The organism is Lysinibacillus sp. FSL K6-4013 (genome assembly GCF_038630435.1).
GTDB classification, from domain to species: domain Bacteria; phylum Bacillota; class Bacilli; order Bacillales_A; family Planococcaceae; genus Lysinibacillus; species Lysinibacillus boronitolerans.
Genome location: NZ_CP152031.1, coordinates 3,860,574 through 3,877,871 on the forward strand (window position 1 = coordinate 3,860,574; position 17,298 = coordinate 3,877,871).

The window sequence follows — 17,298 nt, forward strand, 5'->3', positions numbered from 1 at the left end:
ACAATAAATTCAGAAAACATTATAATAGGTGTACAATTTAACTGTCATATAACAGGCTGTTTTTTATGCGAGGTGTATAAACATGTTGACAAAAAAGTTAGCAGAAGAAATCGTCCATCAAACGATGTTGCGCTTGCGTCACAATATTAATGTTATCAGCCCAAGTGGGGTCATTTTAGCTTCCGGAGATAAAATGAGGGTGGAAAATATTCATGAAGGGGCACTATATGTAGCACAGACAAAAGAGACTTTAATTATAAATGAGGAAAATATAGCACTTTATCCAAACACAAAACCAGGCATCAATATGCCGATTATGTATCAAGATGAGGTTGTAGGTGTTATAGGTATTACAGGAAATTCAGAGGATATGCTTGAAATTGCTAATCTTGTGCAACTCACAACAGAGATTATGGCTCATCAAGCAATTGTTGAATCTAAAAGCGAATGGCAACGAAAGAATAACGATTACATATTCGAAGCACTCGTTCATGGGAGTAAGCTAGATGGAGCCTTAAATGAACGAATTCAGAAATTACCATTTACTCTTTCGAGCCCTTTTCAGGTGATTTTAGTAAGCTTAAATGAAGCATCTTACGCAGAAAATACAATACCCTTCTTTTTTGAGGATCTATTTTACAAACAGCCTATTCTTGCTGGTCATAGCCAATTACAGGAATACTATATCCTACTAACAAATTGTGGGGAGCAAAATAGCCGTCCCATTATAAAAGCACTTCGCAAGCAGAAACAGAAACTACCATCCCTTCAAATTGGTGTAGGGCCCGTGGTACAGCATTTATCTCAGCTTCCCTATAGCTATCAAGGTGCCAGAACAGCTCTAAAATTTGCTGTAATTTATAATGAATTGACTTTTTTTGAAGATGTCGAGTTATTTTCTCTTTTTAAACCTCGTGATTCCGAGGAAGTACAAGCATTTTACCGTCGTATACTCAAAAACTTGGACGCTAAACAATTGGAAACATTACAATCGTTTTTTGACTGTAATTTACAGCTAAAGCATTGTGCTCAGCAATTGAATATTCATCGACATACACTTACGTATCGTTTGAATAAAATAAGGGAATTAACAGGCTATGATCCACAATACTTTGAGGATGCTGTTCTGCTAAAAATGGCCTGTACATTACGAACACTACAAACAATGAAGGCAATCTGAACACATCAGATTGCCTTTATTATTAAGCCTTATATAATTCATTTAAAAACTCAATTTTCTTTCCAATAGCCTCTTCAAAGGTCATGATATAGGCAGCAGGATCTTTCGGATTATGGAATTGTGTAATTCTCCCTGTTTCGGGATGAACAAATTTTGAGGATGCCCCACAGCCAATTCCTAAGATTGTCTGCACTTCTTCCATAATAACGATATTATAAATACTTTCTTCTCCTGCTTTACTATAGCCGACATTTTCTAAATTACCTAAAATATTTTTCTGACGATATAAATAGTATGGAACATAATCATTTTCTTTTGTCCAGATTTGTGCCATTTCCATCATTTCAGCAACCGTATCACGGTCGGCTACTTTGTATTTATCCTTATTACGTGTCATCTCTGATGCACGTTTAAATGATAGCGTATGAACAGTTAAAGACTCTGGCTGCATCTTTGCCGATTCCTCTAATGAATGCTGGAATTCTTCAATCCCTTCATTTGGTAGCCCAATAATGAGATCCATATTAATATTGTTCATACCTGATTCTCTTGCAAGCCAAAACTTATCAATGGTTTCCTGGACTGTGTGATGACGACCAATTGCTTTTAATGTTTCATCTGTATAAGATTGTGGATTTACACTAATACGATCAATACCCCATTTTTTTAGTACTTCTAATTTTTCTGGTGTGATGGTATCAGGTCTTCCTGCTTCAACTGTCACTTCTCGAATTGTTTCAGGATTAGGGAATGATTCATACATTGTTTGATATAAGGCGTCCATTTCATCGGCCTCGATGGAAGTCGGTGTACCACCACCCCAATAAATGGAGGTGATTTTCATATCATTGTCCTTCAGCCATTTGCCCATTTCGCGCAATTCAATATGCAAGCCATCTAAAAAAGTCGTAACACGGCCTTGCTTACGATTACTACCAATCGCATAGGCTGGGAAAGTGCAATATGCACATTTGGTAGGACAGAATGGAATACCGATATAAACACTGATCTCTTGTCCAATTGCATCAAGATCAGGAATAGTAACTAGTTGTCGGTCCACAATTTCCTTCAATAGGGCAACTTTGTCCTTTGATAAGCGGAAATCTCGAATTAATAGATCAGCAATTTCTTGCTCACTCTTACCTTCTTTTCTAAATTTATGATACAGCTTTGTTGGGCGTACACCCGTTAAAATCCCCCATTGCTGATGCACTCCAGTATGCTGTTCAAGAACATCTAAAAATACATGTGACAATGCACGTTTTATGCGAATATTTAGCTCACGATCTGTTGCTGGGGACTCATATTGAATACTGTACTCATTTGTGTATTGCTTACCATCTACAATCAAGTTTGCTTTTGTAGAAATGGAAAAATCGTCCCCAGTCTGATAGTCAAATGAAGCAGACATGTCTGCTCCCATTGGTTCAACCTTCAGCTTGGAATCCTCAAAAAATAAATTCGCAATATGATTTAATACGCGAATCCAATCTTCAGGATATTTTTGATCTATGTGAATAATTTTCATTTCGTTTCGCTCTCTTCTTTTATATAATTGCAGATTTAAGTTTAACAAATTTCTATGACTATAAGCAAAATAACAATTAGAATCCATAAAATAACAGAATATTCAGTTTAAATATAGACAAACAATTTTTTTGTCATTATAATTTTCAGAAAAGGTGGTGTCGAGATTGTTTATTTTAAAAAATGGCAATTACACATCTGTTTCGAGCTTTATTCATCAAGTAGAAGTAGCATTCCACCATTTTGATTTAGAACGATGTGACGAAAAAACATTATATGTCACGGTAAAACTTAAATACGGCACACATAAAGTACTTTGTGATTTTATTTACATTATTGATCAACAAGAAATCTATGGTGCTATTTCAATTAACAAGCATTATGAAAAGACCAGGGTATTTATTCAACAGCAGTTTCAGCAATTTTTATTGTATTCAGATGAAATGGTATTAGCTAAAAACTTCATGAACACAGTACCTTTTAAACAATGTCTTCAACAATTTGCGAAAATATATCCAGCCCATATTTCCTCAAAGATCCATTACACTCCAGCAATGGCTGAGTAACTACAAATAAAAAATAGTATGCCAAACATTGCTGGCATACTATTTTCTTAATTATTTTAAATATTCGTCCACAAATTCAATAGGTACATATGTCTTTGTATCTTTCAATGTTGGTGCAACTGTTAGTGTACGTAATGCCTTATTATAGCCAAATGTTTTTTCACCGCGAGTAATTGTGTAAGACATATTCCCTTTTGAAAGGATTGCCCCCTTGCCTGTAGAATCCACTTTGAAGCCAAGCTTTTCAGCGATCACACGCAATGGCACCATTTTTGTACCAGCTACTTCATAAGAATCTGATGCGATAACATTATCAATTTCTTCATTTATTGGATTCTTAGTAGCTGAGGAATCATCGTCCAGTACAATTACTTTAGATGGTGTTGTTTGCGCTGGAATACTTTTAGTAGAGGCCGTATAGAAAACAACTAGATGCTTCTCTGCTAAATCTTTAGCGTCCACCTTTTCACCTTTTTCATTGAATAGCTCTGTTTCTTTCCCGATATTTAATTTTAAAATATCATACGTATTAGTTAAATCTTCAAAGAAATAATCCACTTCTACAAAGCCTGCTTTTTCTGTTTCAACGATGACAACCTCTGGATTGAATTGTGGTGGATATATATATTTTTGAGGTTTGTTAGCAAATGTATAAGCTACTATTTTATCACCCTTTTGAAGCTCCACTTTCTTCCCAGTATTGTCGAACACAAGAGTATCTTTAGTCATTTCTAATACATTTGTTTGCTCGCCTTCTTTTACTGTGTAATATGTAATATTTTCCCCAACACGAACATCTTCCACAGTACCACGAGTATCATTAAAAATGTGTACGGGATCAATTTGTATTTGTGGTACCTCTGCTTCTGTAGATTGCTGCTCATTTGCTGAAGCTACCGGTACAAGGGCACTTCCAAATAATAATGCAGACATAGCTGCAGGTGCTATTTTTTTCATGTTCATAAAATCTCTCCTTATTGTTTGGATTCAAAGGAGTAGTAGTTTTAAAATGGAAAAAGTTTCAGTACAAGCAGAGGATTTTATAAGAAAGAGGTGGCAGTAGATACTACCACCTCTTATTCGCTATTCTTTAACAATCTCGCTCAAACCAGTAATATCGATGCCATTTAAAGCTTGAGTAGCAAGGCGATCCGCTTCCGAATTATCCTTACGTGAAACAAGCTGGTATTCGGCTTGAATGTGAAGTTGCTCCAGCTTAGCATCAATTTTATCTGCCCAGCTTGCTAGTTCTTTTTCCAATGCTGGCCATTCCCCATTCAGCTGATTGATGACCACTTGTGAATCTCCTATAATACGCACAGGCAAATGGTGGACATTTAAAAGTTCTAGCTCTACTAAGGCTAAATAAAGCGCTGCATACTCTGCCTCGTTATTTGATTTCAATTCAGACGAAAAGGCATTCCTTCTCAATCGTAAAGGTTTACCATTTTGTTCGTAATAAATGGCGCAGCCTAGTCCTGCTTGCCTTGTCCCACGATCAAAACCTCCATCAAAATAGAGCGTAATATTATGAGGCTCTGTATCAATTTCCTTTAAATATGCTTTTAGCTCTTTAAGTGACCAATTTGTATCTTGCCGATCAATACAATGTAGCGATTTTACCCTTCCCGTTCTTTCCATATCCTCTGCAAGTAAAAGTGCTTGAGCTGCAGGCATTTCAGCGGAACGTAAAACTGTTGTTGCTCCTTTTGGTGTTTTATAGGTCCATTCAATGATGACATGCATATTCATAACCTCCCATACTCTTTAACTGGTACATAAAGCAAAAACGTGTACCGACCAATAGCGGATACACGTTTTCCTCTCACTTGTTATATGTGCAATTCCTAGAAAAATTATTCCTTTTTAAATTGCGATTATCACCTATTATTGAATTCCTTCATATAAACCTTGGATAGGTTTTATTAAAATGCGATTTACTTCTTCGATTACTTTACTTACCTTCATTTCTGCCTCAAGCATCGTTGAAATTTTTTCATTTTGCTGTGCAAGCTGTGCCGCTTTTTGTGCATAGACAAGCTCATCCTCCAAAATATCCTCACCAGCTAATTGCTTTTTCTGTAATTCGATTTGGATTTTACGGAAGTTTTTAAAGACATTTAATGCCTCTTCATCATTTTTAACAACTTCAACAGCAGCTTTTAACGCTTCAAATTCTGGAATCTTACGGAAAGTTGCTTCTAGCGCATTAATGTCATTATAAATATTAATCATTCATACAATCTCCTTTTAAATAAAGTAAACAATCAAGCCTTGCACAATCCCAATCAATCCACCAAGCACTGCACCTAATACAGTAATCATTTTAAACTCACGTTTAGAAATGCCTAATACAAGTTCCTCTAATTTCTCTACTGGGAATGAGTCTACCTGCTCTCGCACTACTTCTTGTAAGTTTAAACGTTTTAGTACATCCTCAAGTTTTTCCTCTGCCTTCACAAAAGCCTTTTCTATAACCTGTGGAATCACGGTATACTTCGCCCACTCATTTCCTTCAGGCCAATAATAAGAAATCGGTTGATTTAAACGTTCAGAGATTGCTAATTGTTCTTTCACGTACACTTGTAATTTCGATAAAATGGGGTCAAATTGAACATCTTGCAAAAAGTCCATAGCTGGTCGATCTTTGAATTTTTCCCATTCCTGTGAAAATATTTTTGTTAGTAATGTTGTTGTTCCTGGTGCTTGTAAAAACTTCACAAGCTCACGTTGAACTTTCCCAACTAGTGAAGTGGAATCACCTAAGAACATATTGATCATGCCGCCTAGAGATCCTTTGGATGATAAAAAGTCATCAATCATTGCCTTAATCGTCATTTCGCCTTCTGGTGATAAAAAATAATCCTCGCCTTTTTCTAAAATATGCTGAACCGCTACTGGAATTTTAGCATCAATCGTATTTTGGATATCCTCAGATAGCAATGTACGAATTGATTTTGTTGATAGTGTATTCTTTACTGACGAAAATTGTCCCTCTACAATTGCTTCAACCTTCTGCTCAATGGTAGCAGGCATATGTGAAAACCCGGCTAAGTTTAGCCAATCCTGAATTGTTTTGTCGTTTGTAAAGATTGTTTCTTCAACTTTTGTTTGTACAAAGTGTTCTACTTTGTCTTGAATATCCTTTGAGAAAAACTTTTTTCTAAATGTTTCGGGAGTTAGTAAATAATTTACTACTGTAAGACCCAGCTGTTTCGCTAATTCATCACGTCGTTTGGGTATAAGACCGGGTGTAAACGGTAATCGCCAATTTTTAATATATATCGCTTTATATGGGCGAAAAAGCATTTTAATGGCTAAGTGATTTGTAACGCCCCCAATTGCAGCCCCAATGAAAGCCATGAAAAGTAATGTCACTATAAAATTATCCATTAGTATCCTCTCATTTCAATTGTATTCAAGATTGGCGTTTTTTGTCGCCTTCTGCACCCATTATAGCAGAGCAATGATTTTCAACGAAAGAAATACCTCTTTAGAATTTCAATGTCATCCTATTTACTTCTATGAAAAGTGAATAGTTGCAAAAATACCGTTATACTTGAATAATATGACTACATACTATAGAAACGAGGTTTGATGATGATTCAACATTTCAGTTTTAAACCACTATTTGAAAACACGCAACTACCTGGTTGGACTATTTCATTTTTTTATCAACGAGAACGATACCAAGCGGAGTATTTAAAGGACGGTACGATTGAGTGGATAGGGGCCATTCCGTCAGACGAGGAGGCTGTTAAAAAAATGATACATGAGCTAATGCTGTTTCATGTATACGATTAAAATCCGTAGTCAATTTTTCATTCTGAACCCGTATAAAAATACCTATATTTACTATAAATAGCACATCATTTAAGCTAATTATGTTGAATCATGTTGAAATTTGTATATTTTTCTTATACATTTATGATATCAGCTTAAGAGTAAATGTTTTTTATGCAGGGGGCCATTTCAATGAGTAAAGTCACACTTTCGGATGACTTAAATAGCTATAATTCAAAAGCGTTAATTCGTGTAAAAGTAAAAGAATTTTTTTCAGAATTTTCCGCTAAAATATTCGAATTAGCGGATGAAGCGGGAGCTGTTAATAGTAAGAAATTCGAGGAACTTTCTGGCTATAAAAGCGACTTTTACAATGAGTATTGCAGTCAATTAAAGGGCTTTTTTGATTCTTCTACTAGCTCTTTCGGCAAGAAATCGATTAAAACGTTCTATTTAACGTATAATAATAAGAACTATGTTCTAACACAGCAAGGCATAACTGAAAAAGCACCTGTTTCTATCGCACCGTTTACAGGTGTGATACCTTTCAAGGAAACGGTCCATGATGTTGAAAAAGCGTGTTTAAAATTACGCTTCCAGCAAGAATAAATAGGGTAAACGTTTAGAAAGGGGGGAGTCTCAATGAGCATTTGAGACTCCCCCTTTACTATAAAAAATAATTCATTTAAAAAAATCCGCAAGCTAAAGCACTCTTGAGATTTTTGACGTGTCGTATTATATGAGATGCAAAATGCTTCTTTCCCTAAACAAACTATCTTTGATCTTTTTAAAGTTAGCATATAGTACTGGTAAATACAATCTTTTGATAGTTGAATCTAGCGACTTTTTTCGCAATGCCTCTTAATAAACAAACGAAAAAATCGTTGTCAATATTTGTGTTTTTCTTTTAAATAATTTATGATTGAAACATCCAACAATTTTTTAAATCATAGGAGGTGTACACTTTGTTTACTTCCCTCATTCGGGCGGGAACAAAGGAATTATTTGGACGGAGACATATTGGAGATAACCATTAGGTTGGCGGCATTCGCCCTACTAATTATAATGACTGGATTTTTCGTTGCAACTGAATTTGCAATCGTAAAAGTGAGATCTACCCGCATTGATCAATTGCTCGCGGAAGGGCATAAAAAAGCGAAAAATGCAAAACGTGTTGTTTCAGATTTAGATGAGTACTTATCTGCCTGTCAGCTAGGTATTACCATCACTGCACTTGGTTTAGGTTGGTTAGGTGAACCTACATTTGAAATCATTTTGCACCCAGTGTTTGAATTTCTAAATTTGAATGGTAGTATTACATCTATCCTTTCATTCATACTTGCATTCTCAATCGTTACGTTTATGCATGTTGTTATTGGGGAATTGGCGCCAAAAACATTAGCCATCCAAAAAGCAGAATTTGTCACATTAAACTTTTCTGGCCCATTAATTATCTTCCACAATATTACGTATCCTATCATTAAGCTATTAAACGGCTCTGCCCGTGGTTTAACAGGTCTTTTCGGCTTAAAAATGATGTCAGAATCAGAAGTAGCTCACACAGAGGAAGAGTTGCGTATGATTTTGTCGGATAGTTTAAAAGGTGGAGAAATTAATAACTCAGAATATGAATATGTTAACAGTATTTTCGAGTTCTCAGATCGTCTTGCAAAAGAAATTATGGTTCCTCGAACTGAAATTGTCGGCATTGAAAAAGAGCTAACGATTAAAGAAGTTTTTGATTTAATGGGTGTTGAGCAATATACTCGTTATCCAATTCTGGATGGAGATAAAGATCATATTATTGGCTTAGTTAACATGAAGCATTTATTAACCGCTTACATCAAAGATTCTAAAAATGGTGATAAGCCAGTTATTGATTATATGCAACCTATTATTCGAGTGATGGAAACAACGCAAATTAACGATCTATTACTAAAAATTCAACGTGAACGTATTCATATGGCCATTTTAATGGATGAATATGGCGGAACATCTGGTTTAGTGACGATTGAAGATATTATTGAGGAAATTGTCGGCGATATTCAAGATGAATTTGATGAAGACGAAATCCCGGAAGTACAAGAAATTGCAGAAAATCATTTTATTTTAGATGCGAAGATGCTTCTTGAAAATGTAAATGATATGCTTGGTACTGACATAGAAGATGATGATATTGATACTATCGGTGGTTGGTTCATGACGAAGCGTTTTGATGCGGTCGAAGGAGACAGTATTCAAGAGCAAGGTTTTGAATTTATCGCAAAAGAATTAGATGGTCACCATATTTTATACTTAGAAGTTCTGAAATTACCTAACAGTGATTTATCAAATGAATATGACGCAGTCATTGATTAAAATTGAATTGAATTGCCATACTCGTCGTGGTACTATTAGAAGCACGCTTGTAATCTAGGCTATAAATATGGTCTTTTCTTCACACCTTATAGAGGTGGGAGCAACGTCCGTAATAAATAGATGAAAACGACTCCCTTTTTAAAAGGGGGTCGTTTTCTAATGTCGGAAAGTTTTGCGAGGAGGAAACAAAATGGAGCTCTATACAAATTTACGTCAAGGGGAAAAAGGTGCATGGCTATCCATTGGTACATATCTAATCCTAAGCTCTGCTAAGCTAACAATAGGCTACATTGGTACATCTGAGGCACTGAAGGCAGATGGTTTAAACAACACCACTGATATCATTGCATCCATCGCGGTACTGATTGGTTTACGCATTGCCCAAAGACCACCTGATTCCAACCACCAATACGGACATTTACGAGCTGAGACTGTTGCCTCTTTAGTCGCATCGTTCATTATGCTTGTTGTCGGTCTCCAAGTATTAGTTAGTTCCCTAAAAAGCTTGTGGGAGCCCACTGGTACAACACCTTCACTATTAACAGCCTATGTAGCAATAGGTAGTGCAGTTGTCATGTATGTGGTTTATCGCTATAATTTGGCACTATCAAAGAAAATTAAGAGTGCCGCTGTTAAAGCTGCTGCCTTTGACAATCGCTCTGATGCACTTGTCAGCATCGGTACAGCCATTGGTATTTTTGGAGCCATTTTCGGCTTTCCGATCATTGATTCACTTACAGCTCTCATTGTTGCCTTTTTAATTATTAAAACAGCAGTAGAAATTTTTTGGGAAGCTGTTCAAAGTCTTACAGATGCATTTGATATTGATGAAGTTGAAACGTTATCGGTCTTAATCCGTAACGTGGACGGGGTAATGGAGCTTTTAGACTTTAAAGGACGTGCCCATGGCAATATGTATTTCATCGACGTAACTGTCACAGTAGATCCTTATTTAAATGTCTTTGAAAGTCATCGCATAACCGAAGAAATCGAACATACCATTATGCGTGAAAATCGCTTTTGTCAGGTTCTTGTGCATATTGAGCCATATATCATTCCTCCGCAAAACGAAGAAAAGTCTCCTACCAGTTGATTGGTAGGAGACTTTTCTTATTTAATAGCTATATAAATATCCACTTGTGATTCATGTGGATTAGCGCATCGTTCATCATACAGTTCAAAGTCGCCTGTATATGTTCGTTCAACTTTAGAATTTGCAAACCATGCCCAAATCTCTTGCCAAGTTTGGATGACAACTTCAGGCATCGTGCCTTTATCTGATGTAAATACTAGATACTTAGCTGCTGGAATCATTTTAACTACTAAATCTGTTGGAATGTCATCATTATTTACTTCTACTCCTAGTGTAAGAGTATAATTACCATTCACATCCGTTTCATAGTCTGAATACAAACCAAAGACATGGCCATTTTTTCGTTCGGCTATTTGGCCCGCAATATTTTGCTGATAAAAGTCATCCCATAATTGTGGAATTTTAGCATGCTCTGTTATTTCATTTGCATTACTTGTTTGAGTTGAAATACCTACGATGTTAAATGCGGTTAATTCAACTACTTTTGGTTCCTTCCCTTCACTTTTTCTCCATCGCTTCAAACTTGGCAAAAAGGAAGTCAGCATATTCCGTGCCTCATTTTCTGGCATACCACCTTCCTTAAGATGCGGTACACAAATTTCGATCATTTCTTCTACTGTTAACTCGGGTTGTTTAAACTTGCCTCCCTCGTAACAATATATACAATACTCCAGAATTTTGTCCCCATCTTTTTCAGTACCCAATAATGCCTCTTCTACTAAAGGCATACCGCAGCTTTGACAATAGCTTTGCATCGTCATTCCACCTTTCGCTTTATTTGTACTTACTATAGCAAAGGAAACCTGACAACTGTCTGTCATCAATTATCTAGATTTTTATATAATTGAACAATTTCTAAAGCTCGTTTTTGAATAATATCTCTTATATAAAGTGGTTCCATAATTTTAATGCGATGCCCAAAGCTTAACAAGAAACCATAAAGCCATTCATCTTCGGGTATAGATATATGAATCATAGATTGTTCATGGTCTATATGTTCTGCACCAAAGGATTCCTCCACTAATGTTGTAATGTCTTTATCAAAAGAAATGACTAAATCGACTACGTTTTGTGGTCGATGCCATTCTTTACCCCAAGGGAGTTCACTTAAATTCACTTCCTTACGCTCAAAGGTAGAATCAGCTTGAAGCAAATGTTTCATTCTCGCAAGCTTAAATAAACGAAAGTCCTTTCTTAATGTACAATAGCCATACAAATACCATATCTTCCCTTTTTGAACAATTGTATGTGGTTCGACTATTCGGCTTGTTTGTTCACCATAAGTAGTAGAATAATGAAAGCTTATGCAACGATTATTCTCTATAGCTGTCTTGAGCGTCGTAATAAGCTCTTTAAAGAGAGCGTTTGGTCCCCATGGACTAAGATCAACAAATAGATGGTCCATCGATTGTTTTACATGATCATCAGCAATACTCGTTATTTTCTCGAGCACGGCTTCAGCGTGGGAATCTTCATAGGTAGTCAAAGCACTTTTAATCGCAATAGAAAGTGACGTGAGCTCATCCTTCGTCAACACTTGCTTATCAACACGATAACCATCGATTAAACTAATGCCACCATTTACACCTTGCTGACTAATAACAGGTACACCAGCACAGCTCAATGTTTCAATATCTCGATAAATGGTACGAATCGAAACATTAAATAACTCTGCTAATTCCTGTGCCTTAACCTTTTTACGGTTGATTAATATCATCGTCATGGTTAGAAGTCTTTCTAATTTCATGGTAAAATCTCCTTTCTTGCCATCCCATTATTCCTATATATACTTCTATTTTAATTAATAACCTATCTTTTTAAGTATTTTTTAAGTACTTTTTGAGTATTTTTTAAGACAAATGTACTATAATAACGCCTAATTATTGTTACAACAATTATACTATTTTAACAATAAAAGAAAAAACAAGGCTTATGCCCATATGCAACTTTCATTAACAATACTATGTTGTTTCATTTTTGTATAAGAATAGTTTGATTTTAACGCCTAAGCAATTATTTCAATTCTCTTAACACAAACTAAAAAACTTTTATCTTCTATATAATGAACGGCGAAATTTTCTTTGAATGGATTTGACGCGATGTGACAAACACATCGGGATTCATTGACTCTCACCCGTGAAAGAACTACACCATAAATTGCTTTTTTCTGGCATCAAATTTTTAATAGAAAAGTTGAGTGATTTTCACTTTTCTTGCCCTTCACTATATATAGGAAGCCTTTTCACCCAAAATGAACTAGAGTTTAATGTTTTTAATTTAATTGTATAAAGGAGAGTTTGATGTGATTCGAGCCGTTTTAATAGACAATGAACCGTTAGCTTTACACTATTTTCAAAATAAACTACATGCCTTTCAACAAATACAGGTGATGCAAACCTTTACAAGCGTAGAAGTATTTCTGAATGAACTACCAACTATGGAATTTGAGGCTATCTTTTTAGAAGTAAAACTTCAAGAATTATCAGGACTTGAAGTTGCTGATATTATCAAAACGGAACGCCCACAAGTCAGTGTAATTTTCATTACCGCCTATCATGAATTTGCATTACAAGCCTATGATATTGGCAGTCTCGACTATGTATTAAAGCCTATCAGTCATGCCCGTTTAGAAAAAACTGTAGCCCGTATTGAGCATGAATTTTCCATTCAGCAAATGCTTCAACAGGCTACACAAACTGTCTTAAATGTACAATGCTTCGATCAATTTGCCGTCTATAGTAACAATAGTTTAGTGGCATTTAAAACAGAAAAGACAAAAGAATTGTTTGCTTATTTTATTTTGCATCCAAATATACCGATTCATCGAGATTATTTAATTGAAATTCTATGGCCAGATTTAGATTATGTACGAGCCAAATCAAATCTTCATACAGCTCTATCTTATTTAAGGAAAACGCTAAATACAATTGGCTACGAAAACTGTATTGTCTTTTCAAATAAATACTATATCTTCGAAAAGCCAAATATCGTATGTGATTTATACGATTTTCAAAAACTTCATGAGGATTTTTCAAGACTTGAATTTCCTTCTATTTCTTTGATTAATCAATGTCTTTCTATTTATAAGAATGGCTTATTTGTTTTTGATGATTATGAATGGTCAACTGCCTATAAAGATAAATTAATGAAATCATACATAGAGCTATTAGAAAAAGGGTTTCAAACAACGGTCTTTTCAGATACTGAAAGAGCTATGGAATTTTTACATGCATTAATAGAGTATGATCCCTATAATGAACAAAAACTTGAGCACTATTTATATACGTTAATACAGGCAGGGCTTCATGAACAGGCACTCAAAATTTTCCAAACATATACGCAAAGACTAGAGGAAGATTTAGCACTAACACCTAGCTCTACATTATTAGAGATATCTAAAAAATTATTTGTTCAACATAAATAATGTAAAAAACGGCGAGTGCTTCTATGTGAGTAGAAGCTCGCCGTTTATTTATATCCCACTACCTTCAGTTAGCCCGTGTTTAACAGCATACAGCGCTGCCTGTGTACGGTCTTGTACTTGTAGCTTTGTAAAAATATTCGAAATATGGGTTTTCACTGTCTTTTCTGTGACAAATAGTGAGGATGCAATTTCCCGATTACTCTTTCCTTTTGTAAGCTCTGCTAGCACATCCTGTTCACGAGGTGTCAGCGGATTTATTAAATGGGGTGCATTCTGAGACTCCTGGCGATCCATTTCAAGCGTTGACGTTGCTTCAGGATGTAGAGTGTTTTCACCACGCATAATACGACGAATGGATAAGACCAATTCATCTGGCTCAATATCTTTTAACTGATAGCCTGCCGCTCCTGCCTCCATTGCTGGAACCACATGATCTCGATCAGAAAAGCTAGTGAGCATTAAAATTTCTATTTGTGGAAACTTCGCTTTGATGCGTTTAGTCGCCTGGATGCCATCCATTTCAGGCATGACTAAATCCATTAAAATAATATCTGGTTGAATGCTTTCTGCTAATGCAACAGCTTCGTGCCCATTTTTGGCCTCTCCAACAACCTCAATATCCTTTTGTGTCTTTAAGAAAAACAGTAGTCCTCTACGCACCACGTGATGATCGTCTGCAATTAATACACGTATCATGTCCTCTCCCCCTTAATATGGCAAGCGGATTAGCAGCTCCGTACCTTTGCCAATTTCACTTACCCAGTCGGCAGTTCCACCAACTGATTTTGCACGATCCTTGATAGATTGTAAGCCCATTGAAAGCAACTTTGTATTGTTGTCAATGACAAAGCCCCGTCCCTCATCACGAATAACCAACAAAATATCTGTTGATGTAACAGTAATATACAATGCTGCCTCTAATACACCTGCATGGCGACGTACATTATTTAACGCCTCTTGGGCTACGCGAAATAATGTTTCTTCAATACGTGAGGGAAATTGCAATACGCCTGAAACTGTTACATGTAGTTTTAAGCCAAGCATTTCAGCGTATACTTTCATGGCCTCAAGTAAACCATTTTCCAATCCTTTAGGTCGCAATTGCCAAATTAACGCACGCATCTCTGTAAGTGCATCTTGTGTTAAATGCTGAATCTCTTTAAATGTTTCTTTCACTTCGCAATCATCCGTCATTTCAATGCCAGCCCTAGCTGTTAACGTAACCGAGAATAGTAGTTGATTAACTGAATCGTGTAAATCACGAGCTAGGCGATTACGTTCCTTCACAAGCGCCATTTCCTGCTCCTGCTTTGTCAGTAAAATTCGCTTAATAGCTGAACCCATCTGAAAGGCAACTGATTCTAATAAAGCAAGCTCCTCCTCTGAAAAGCGTACTGTATCCTTAGATGCAACATTTAATACGCCAAAACGTTCTTGTCCAGATTGAAGAGGTACTGTCGCATGATGCGTGATTCCTTCATGATCCCCAACATTTGCAGCTATGGCACTTTCAATACGCTGACACTCGATAATATTGGAGGCTTTTTTTAGCTCTTCATTACGATAACGCGATACACACCAACAACCGCCCTTTTTTAAATAATGGCAATTGTTATATTCCAATGCCTCTGGTAGATTTTCATGGACAACTAGTTCTGAACGCCCCTTTGCATCAATAAAAAAAATCCAGCCTGTTTCAAAATTGGTGCCATTTAAAAATTTGATGAGCGCACCTTTTAGCATTGTGACAATTTCAGTTTCTTCATTTAATAGTTCAGCAATCTCTTTTAAAATACTGATATTGGAATGCTCATTCTCCCTCACGAAAACACCTCTTCTTTAGCATTACTATTGTTAATGATACCATTAAGCTATTGAAAGCGTCTGCTTCCACCGTTCATACTTTAGACTGAAATTCATCACTTACCTTATTTTGTGTAAGTTGATTTACATATAAAACTAGAACCACTATAATCGAACAAGGACATGGTTTTATGAAGGGAAGATTGAATATGTCTAAAAAAGAAGAAAATGGCTTATTATTTATTTGGATTGTTTCTGCTATAGCAACACTAGGTTCGTTATATTTTTCTGAGATTCGTCATTATGAACCTTGTAAATTATGTTGGATTCAACGTATTTTTATGTACCCAATTGTTATAATGACGACAGTAGCATTTATACAAAAAAATGCACGTATTGCTGTCACAACAGCTGTATTTTCTGTGGTTGGCGGCTGTATTTCACTTTACCATTACGGAATTCAAAAGCTTAGCTTTTTAGCTGAAAATGCCCCCTCCTGTGGCGCAGTTTCTTGTACAGGACAATATATTAATTGGTTAGGCTTTATTACTATTCCGTTTTTAGCATTAACTGCATTTATTTTAATCGCAGGGGCAAGCTTTTATTTAATCAAAGCTTCTAAAGCTGCAAAATAATCGAAAGACCGTGTTCTACCTTTGGAATACGGTTTTTTCTACGGAGGAAGATCTATGTTTCATTATGAAATTGCTGAAGATAACTTAAGTGTGGAAGAATTGCTACGTAATCATTGGCGACTCGGTAAAAAACTCGTTCATGAATTGCGTATGGCCAAAGCCATCACATTGGTAAATGATGAGCTGATTCAATGGAATACACCATTACAAACTGGAACAATAATCAAATTTACGTTTCCTGTTCCAACTTCTAGCTACAAACCAACACCTGTATGTGCTATTGATGTAGTCTATGAGGATGACCATTGTTTAATCGTATCAAAGCCAAAAGGTATGGCAACACATCCTAATGATGCTCGTGATACACATACATGTATGAACCATGTCATGGCACATATCAAAGAACAGGGTGGCATTTATGCTGAACATGTTCATCGTCTTGATAAAGGGACACAGGGCTTATTACTAGTAGCAAAGCACCCTTTAGCAAAGTCCATTTTCGATCGAATGATTGAGGAAAAAACCATTATTCGTACGTATGCAGCAGAGGTGCAAGGTAACTTACGAACGTCTTCTGGAACGATTGCTGAACCAATTGGCAAAGACAGACACCATGCCACAAGACGTGTTGTGTCCAAAACTGGACAGCATGCTGTAACACACTATGAAGTGGTGGCGCGTTACAAAAATTCCTGTGTCGTTCATCTCATACTTGAGACTGGGCGAACACATCAGATCCGTGTGCATTTAGCCTATATTGGCCATCCAATTATTGGGGATACAATGTATGGTGCACGAGAAACAGTAAGTGATGACTACGAACTACATGCCATTCAATTAGAATTTGACCATCCATTTTTAAATAAACGTATTATCGTCAAGGACGAGCAATAATCAGAACCACCAGTATAACTGGTGGTTTGCTCTGC

General features: G+C 36.1%; 18 protein-coding genes. 9 read left to right on the top strand and 9 right to left on the bottom strand.

The features are described from left to right. Positions 1 to 82 precede the first annotated feature (82 nt). Complete coding sequence (locus MHB39_RS19115; protein ID WP_258859064.1) at positions 83 to 1,180, top strand: sugar diacid recognition domain-containing protein; 1,098 nt, start codon at positions 83 to 85, stop codon at positions 1,178 to 1,180. 22 nt (positions 1,181 to 1,202) lie between these two features. Here MHB39_RS19115 and MHB39_RS19120 read toward each other — a convergent pair whose 3' ends face one another. Further along, positions 1,203 to 2,708, bottom strand: coding sequence for a coproporphyrinogen III oxidase (locus tag MHB39_RS19120; protein WP_036075876.1), 1,506 nt, complete (start codon positions 2,706 to 2,708; stop codon positions 1,203 to 1,205). 157 nt (positions 2,709 to 2,865) lie between these two features. Between MHB39_RS19120 and MHB39_RS19125 the strand changes: the two genes are divergently transcribed. Further along, positions 2,866 to 3,273 carry a hypothetical protein gene (locus MHB39_RS19125; RefSeq protein ID WP_342544972.1) on the top strand — a complete coding sequence of 136 codons (408 nt, stop codon included), beginning with the start codon at positions 2,866 to 2,868 and terminating at the stop codon, positions 3,271 to 3,273. Positions 3,274 to 3,324: 51 nt separating this feature from the next. On the opposite strand, the gene MHB39_RS19130 is transcribed toward MHB39_RS19125, so the two are convergent. From MHB39_RS19130 to MHB39_RS19145, 4 genes are all read right to left on the bottom strand, one after another. Further along, positions 3,325 to 4,236 (bottom strand): copper amine oxidase N-terminal domain-containing protein, encoded by a 912-nt coding sequence (locus MHB39_RS19130; protein WP_342544974.1) that lies wholly within the window; start codon positions 4,234 to 4,236, stop codon positions 3,325 to 3,327. Positions 4,237 to 4,356: 120 nt separating this feature from the next. Then, positions 4,357 to 5,019 (bottom strand): ribonuclease H family protein, encoded by a 663-nt coding sequence (locus MHB39_RS19135; RefSeq protein WP_112116644.1) that lies wholly within the window; start codon positions 5,017 to 5,019, stop codon positions 4,357 to 4,359. A 141-nt stretch (positions 5,020 to 5,160) separates the two neighbouring features. Further along, complete coding sequence (locus tag MHB39_RS19140; protein ID WP_004230811.1) at positions 5,161 to 5,508, bottom strand: YlbF family regulator; 348 nt, start codon at positions 5,506 to 5,508, stop codon at positions 5,161 to 5,163. Positions 5,509 to 5,523: 15 nt separating this feature from the next. Further along, positions 5,524 to 6,666, bottom strand: coding sequence for a DUF445 family protein (locus MHB39_RS19145; RefSeq protein ID WP_016992126.1), 1,143 nt, complete (start codon positions 6,664 to 6,666; stop codon positions 5,524 to 5,526). Between the two features lie 207 nt (positions 6,667 to 6,873). Between MHB39_RS19145 and MHB39_RS19150 the strand changes: the two genes are divergently transcribed. From MHB39_RS19150 to MHB39_RS19165, 4 genes are all read left to right on the top strand, one after another. Continuing rightward, positions 6,874 to 7,077: a YheE family protein gene (locus tag MHB39_RS19150; protein WP_016992127.1), complete on the top strand. Its 204-nt coding sequence runs from the start codon at positions 6,874 to 6,876 to the stop codon at positions 7,075 to 7,077. Between the two features lie 171 nt (positions 7,078 to 7,248). Beyond that, positions 7,249 to 7,665, top strand: a complete 417-nt coding sequence (locus tag MHB39_RS19155; protein ID WP_016992128.1) for a hypothetical protein — start codon at positions 7,249 to 7,251, stop codon at positions 7,663 to 7,665. Between the two features lie 429 nt (positions 7,666 to 8,094). After that, positions 8,095 to 9,414 (top strand): hemolysin family protein, encoded by a 1,320-nt coding sequence (locus MHB39_RS19160; RefSeq protein ID WP_016992129.1) that lies wholly within the window; start codon positions 8,095 to 8,097, stop codon positions 9,412 to 9,414. 190 nt (positions 9,415 to 9,604) lie between these two features. Further along, a complete protein-coding gene (locus MHB39_RS19165) occupies positions 9,605 to 10,507 on the top strand; it encodes a cation diffusion facilitator family transporter (RefSeq protein ID WP_342544977.1) in 903 nt (300 codons plus the stop codon). Between the two features lie 17 nt (positions 10,508 to 10,524). Here the strand turns inward: MHB39_RS19165 and MHB39_RS19170 are convergent, their stop codons facing one another. Both MHB39_RS19170 and MHB39_RS19175 read right to left on the bottom strand, forming a co-directional pair. Then, a complete protein-coding gene (locus MHB39_RS19170; RefSeq protein WP_342544978.1) occupies positions 10,525 to 11,262 on the bottom strand; it encodes an effector binding domain-containing protein in 738 nt (245 codons plus the stop codon). Between the two features lie 65 nt (positions 11,263 to 11,327). Beyond that, positions 11,328 to 12,254, bottom strand: a complete 927-nt coding sequence (locus tag MHB39_RS19175; RefSeq protein WP_112116648.1) for a YafY family protein — start codon at positions 12,252 to 12,254, stop codon at positions 11,328 to 11,330. Between the two features lie 555 nt (positions 12,255 to 12,809). On the opposite strand from MHB39_RS19175, the gene MHB39_RS19180 reads away from it, so the two are divergent. After that, the gene (locus tag MHB39_RS19180) at positions 12,810 to 13,931 is read left to right on the top strand and encodes a response regulator (protein WP_342544980.1); all 1,122 of its coding nucleotides are present in this window, start codon (positions 12,810 to 12,812) and stop codon (positions 13,929 to 13,931) included. Between the two features lie 48 nt (positions 13,932 to 13,979). Here MHB39_RS19180 and MHB39_RS19185 read toward each other — a convergent pair whose 3' ends face one another. Then, positions 13,980 to 14,627, bottom strand: coding sequence for a response regulator transcription factor (locus MHB39_RS19185; RefSeq protein WP_066038286.1), 648 nt, complete (start codon positions 14,625 to 14,627; stop codon positions 13,980 to 13,982). Positions 14,628 to 14,639: 12 nt separating this feature from the next. After that, a complete protein-coding gene (locus tag MHB39_RS19190; protein WP_054548662.1) occupies positions 14,640 to 15,755 on the bottom strand; it encodes a GAF domain-containing sensor histidine kinase in 1,116 nt (371 codons plus the stop codon). A gap of 188 nt (positions 15,756 to 15,943) precedes the next feature. Here MHB39_RS19190 and MHB39_RS19195 point away from each other — a divergent pair, with 188 nt between their 5' ends. Continuing rightward, on the top strand, positions 15,944 to 16,369 hold the full coding sequence (locus MHB39_RS19195) for a disulfide oxidoreductase (protein WP_048391807.1): 426 nt from the start codon (positions 15,944 to 15,946) through the stop codon (positions 16,367 to 16,369). Between the two features lie 54 nt (positions 16,370 to 16,423). Further along, positions 16,424 to 17,263, top strand: coding sequence for an RluA family pseudouridine synthase (locus MHB39_RS19200; RefSeq protein WP_054548663.1), 840 nt, complete (start codon positions 16,424 to 16,426; stop codon positions 17,261 to 17,263). The last annotated feature ends 35 nt before the right edge of the window (positions 17,264 to 17,298 follow it).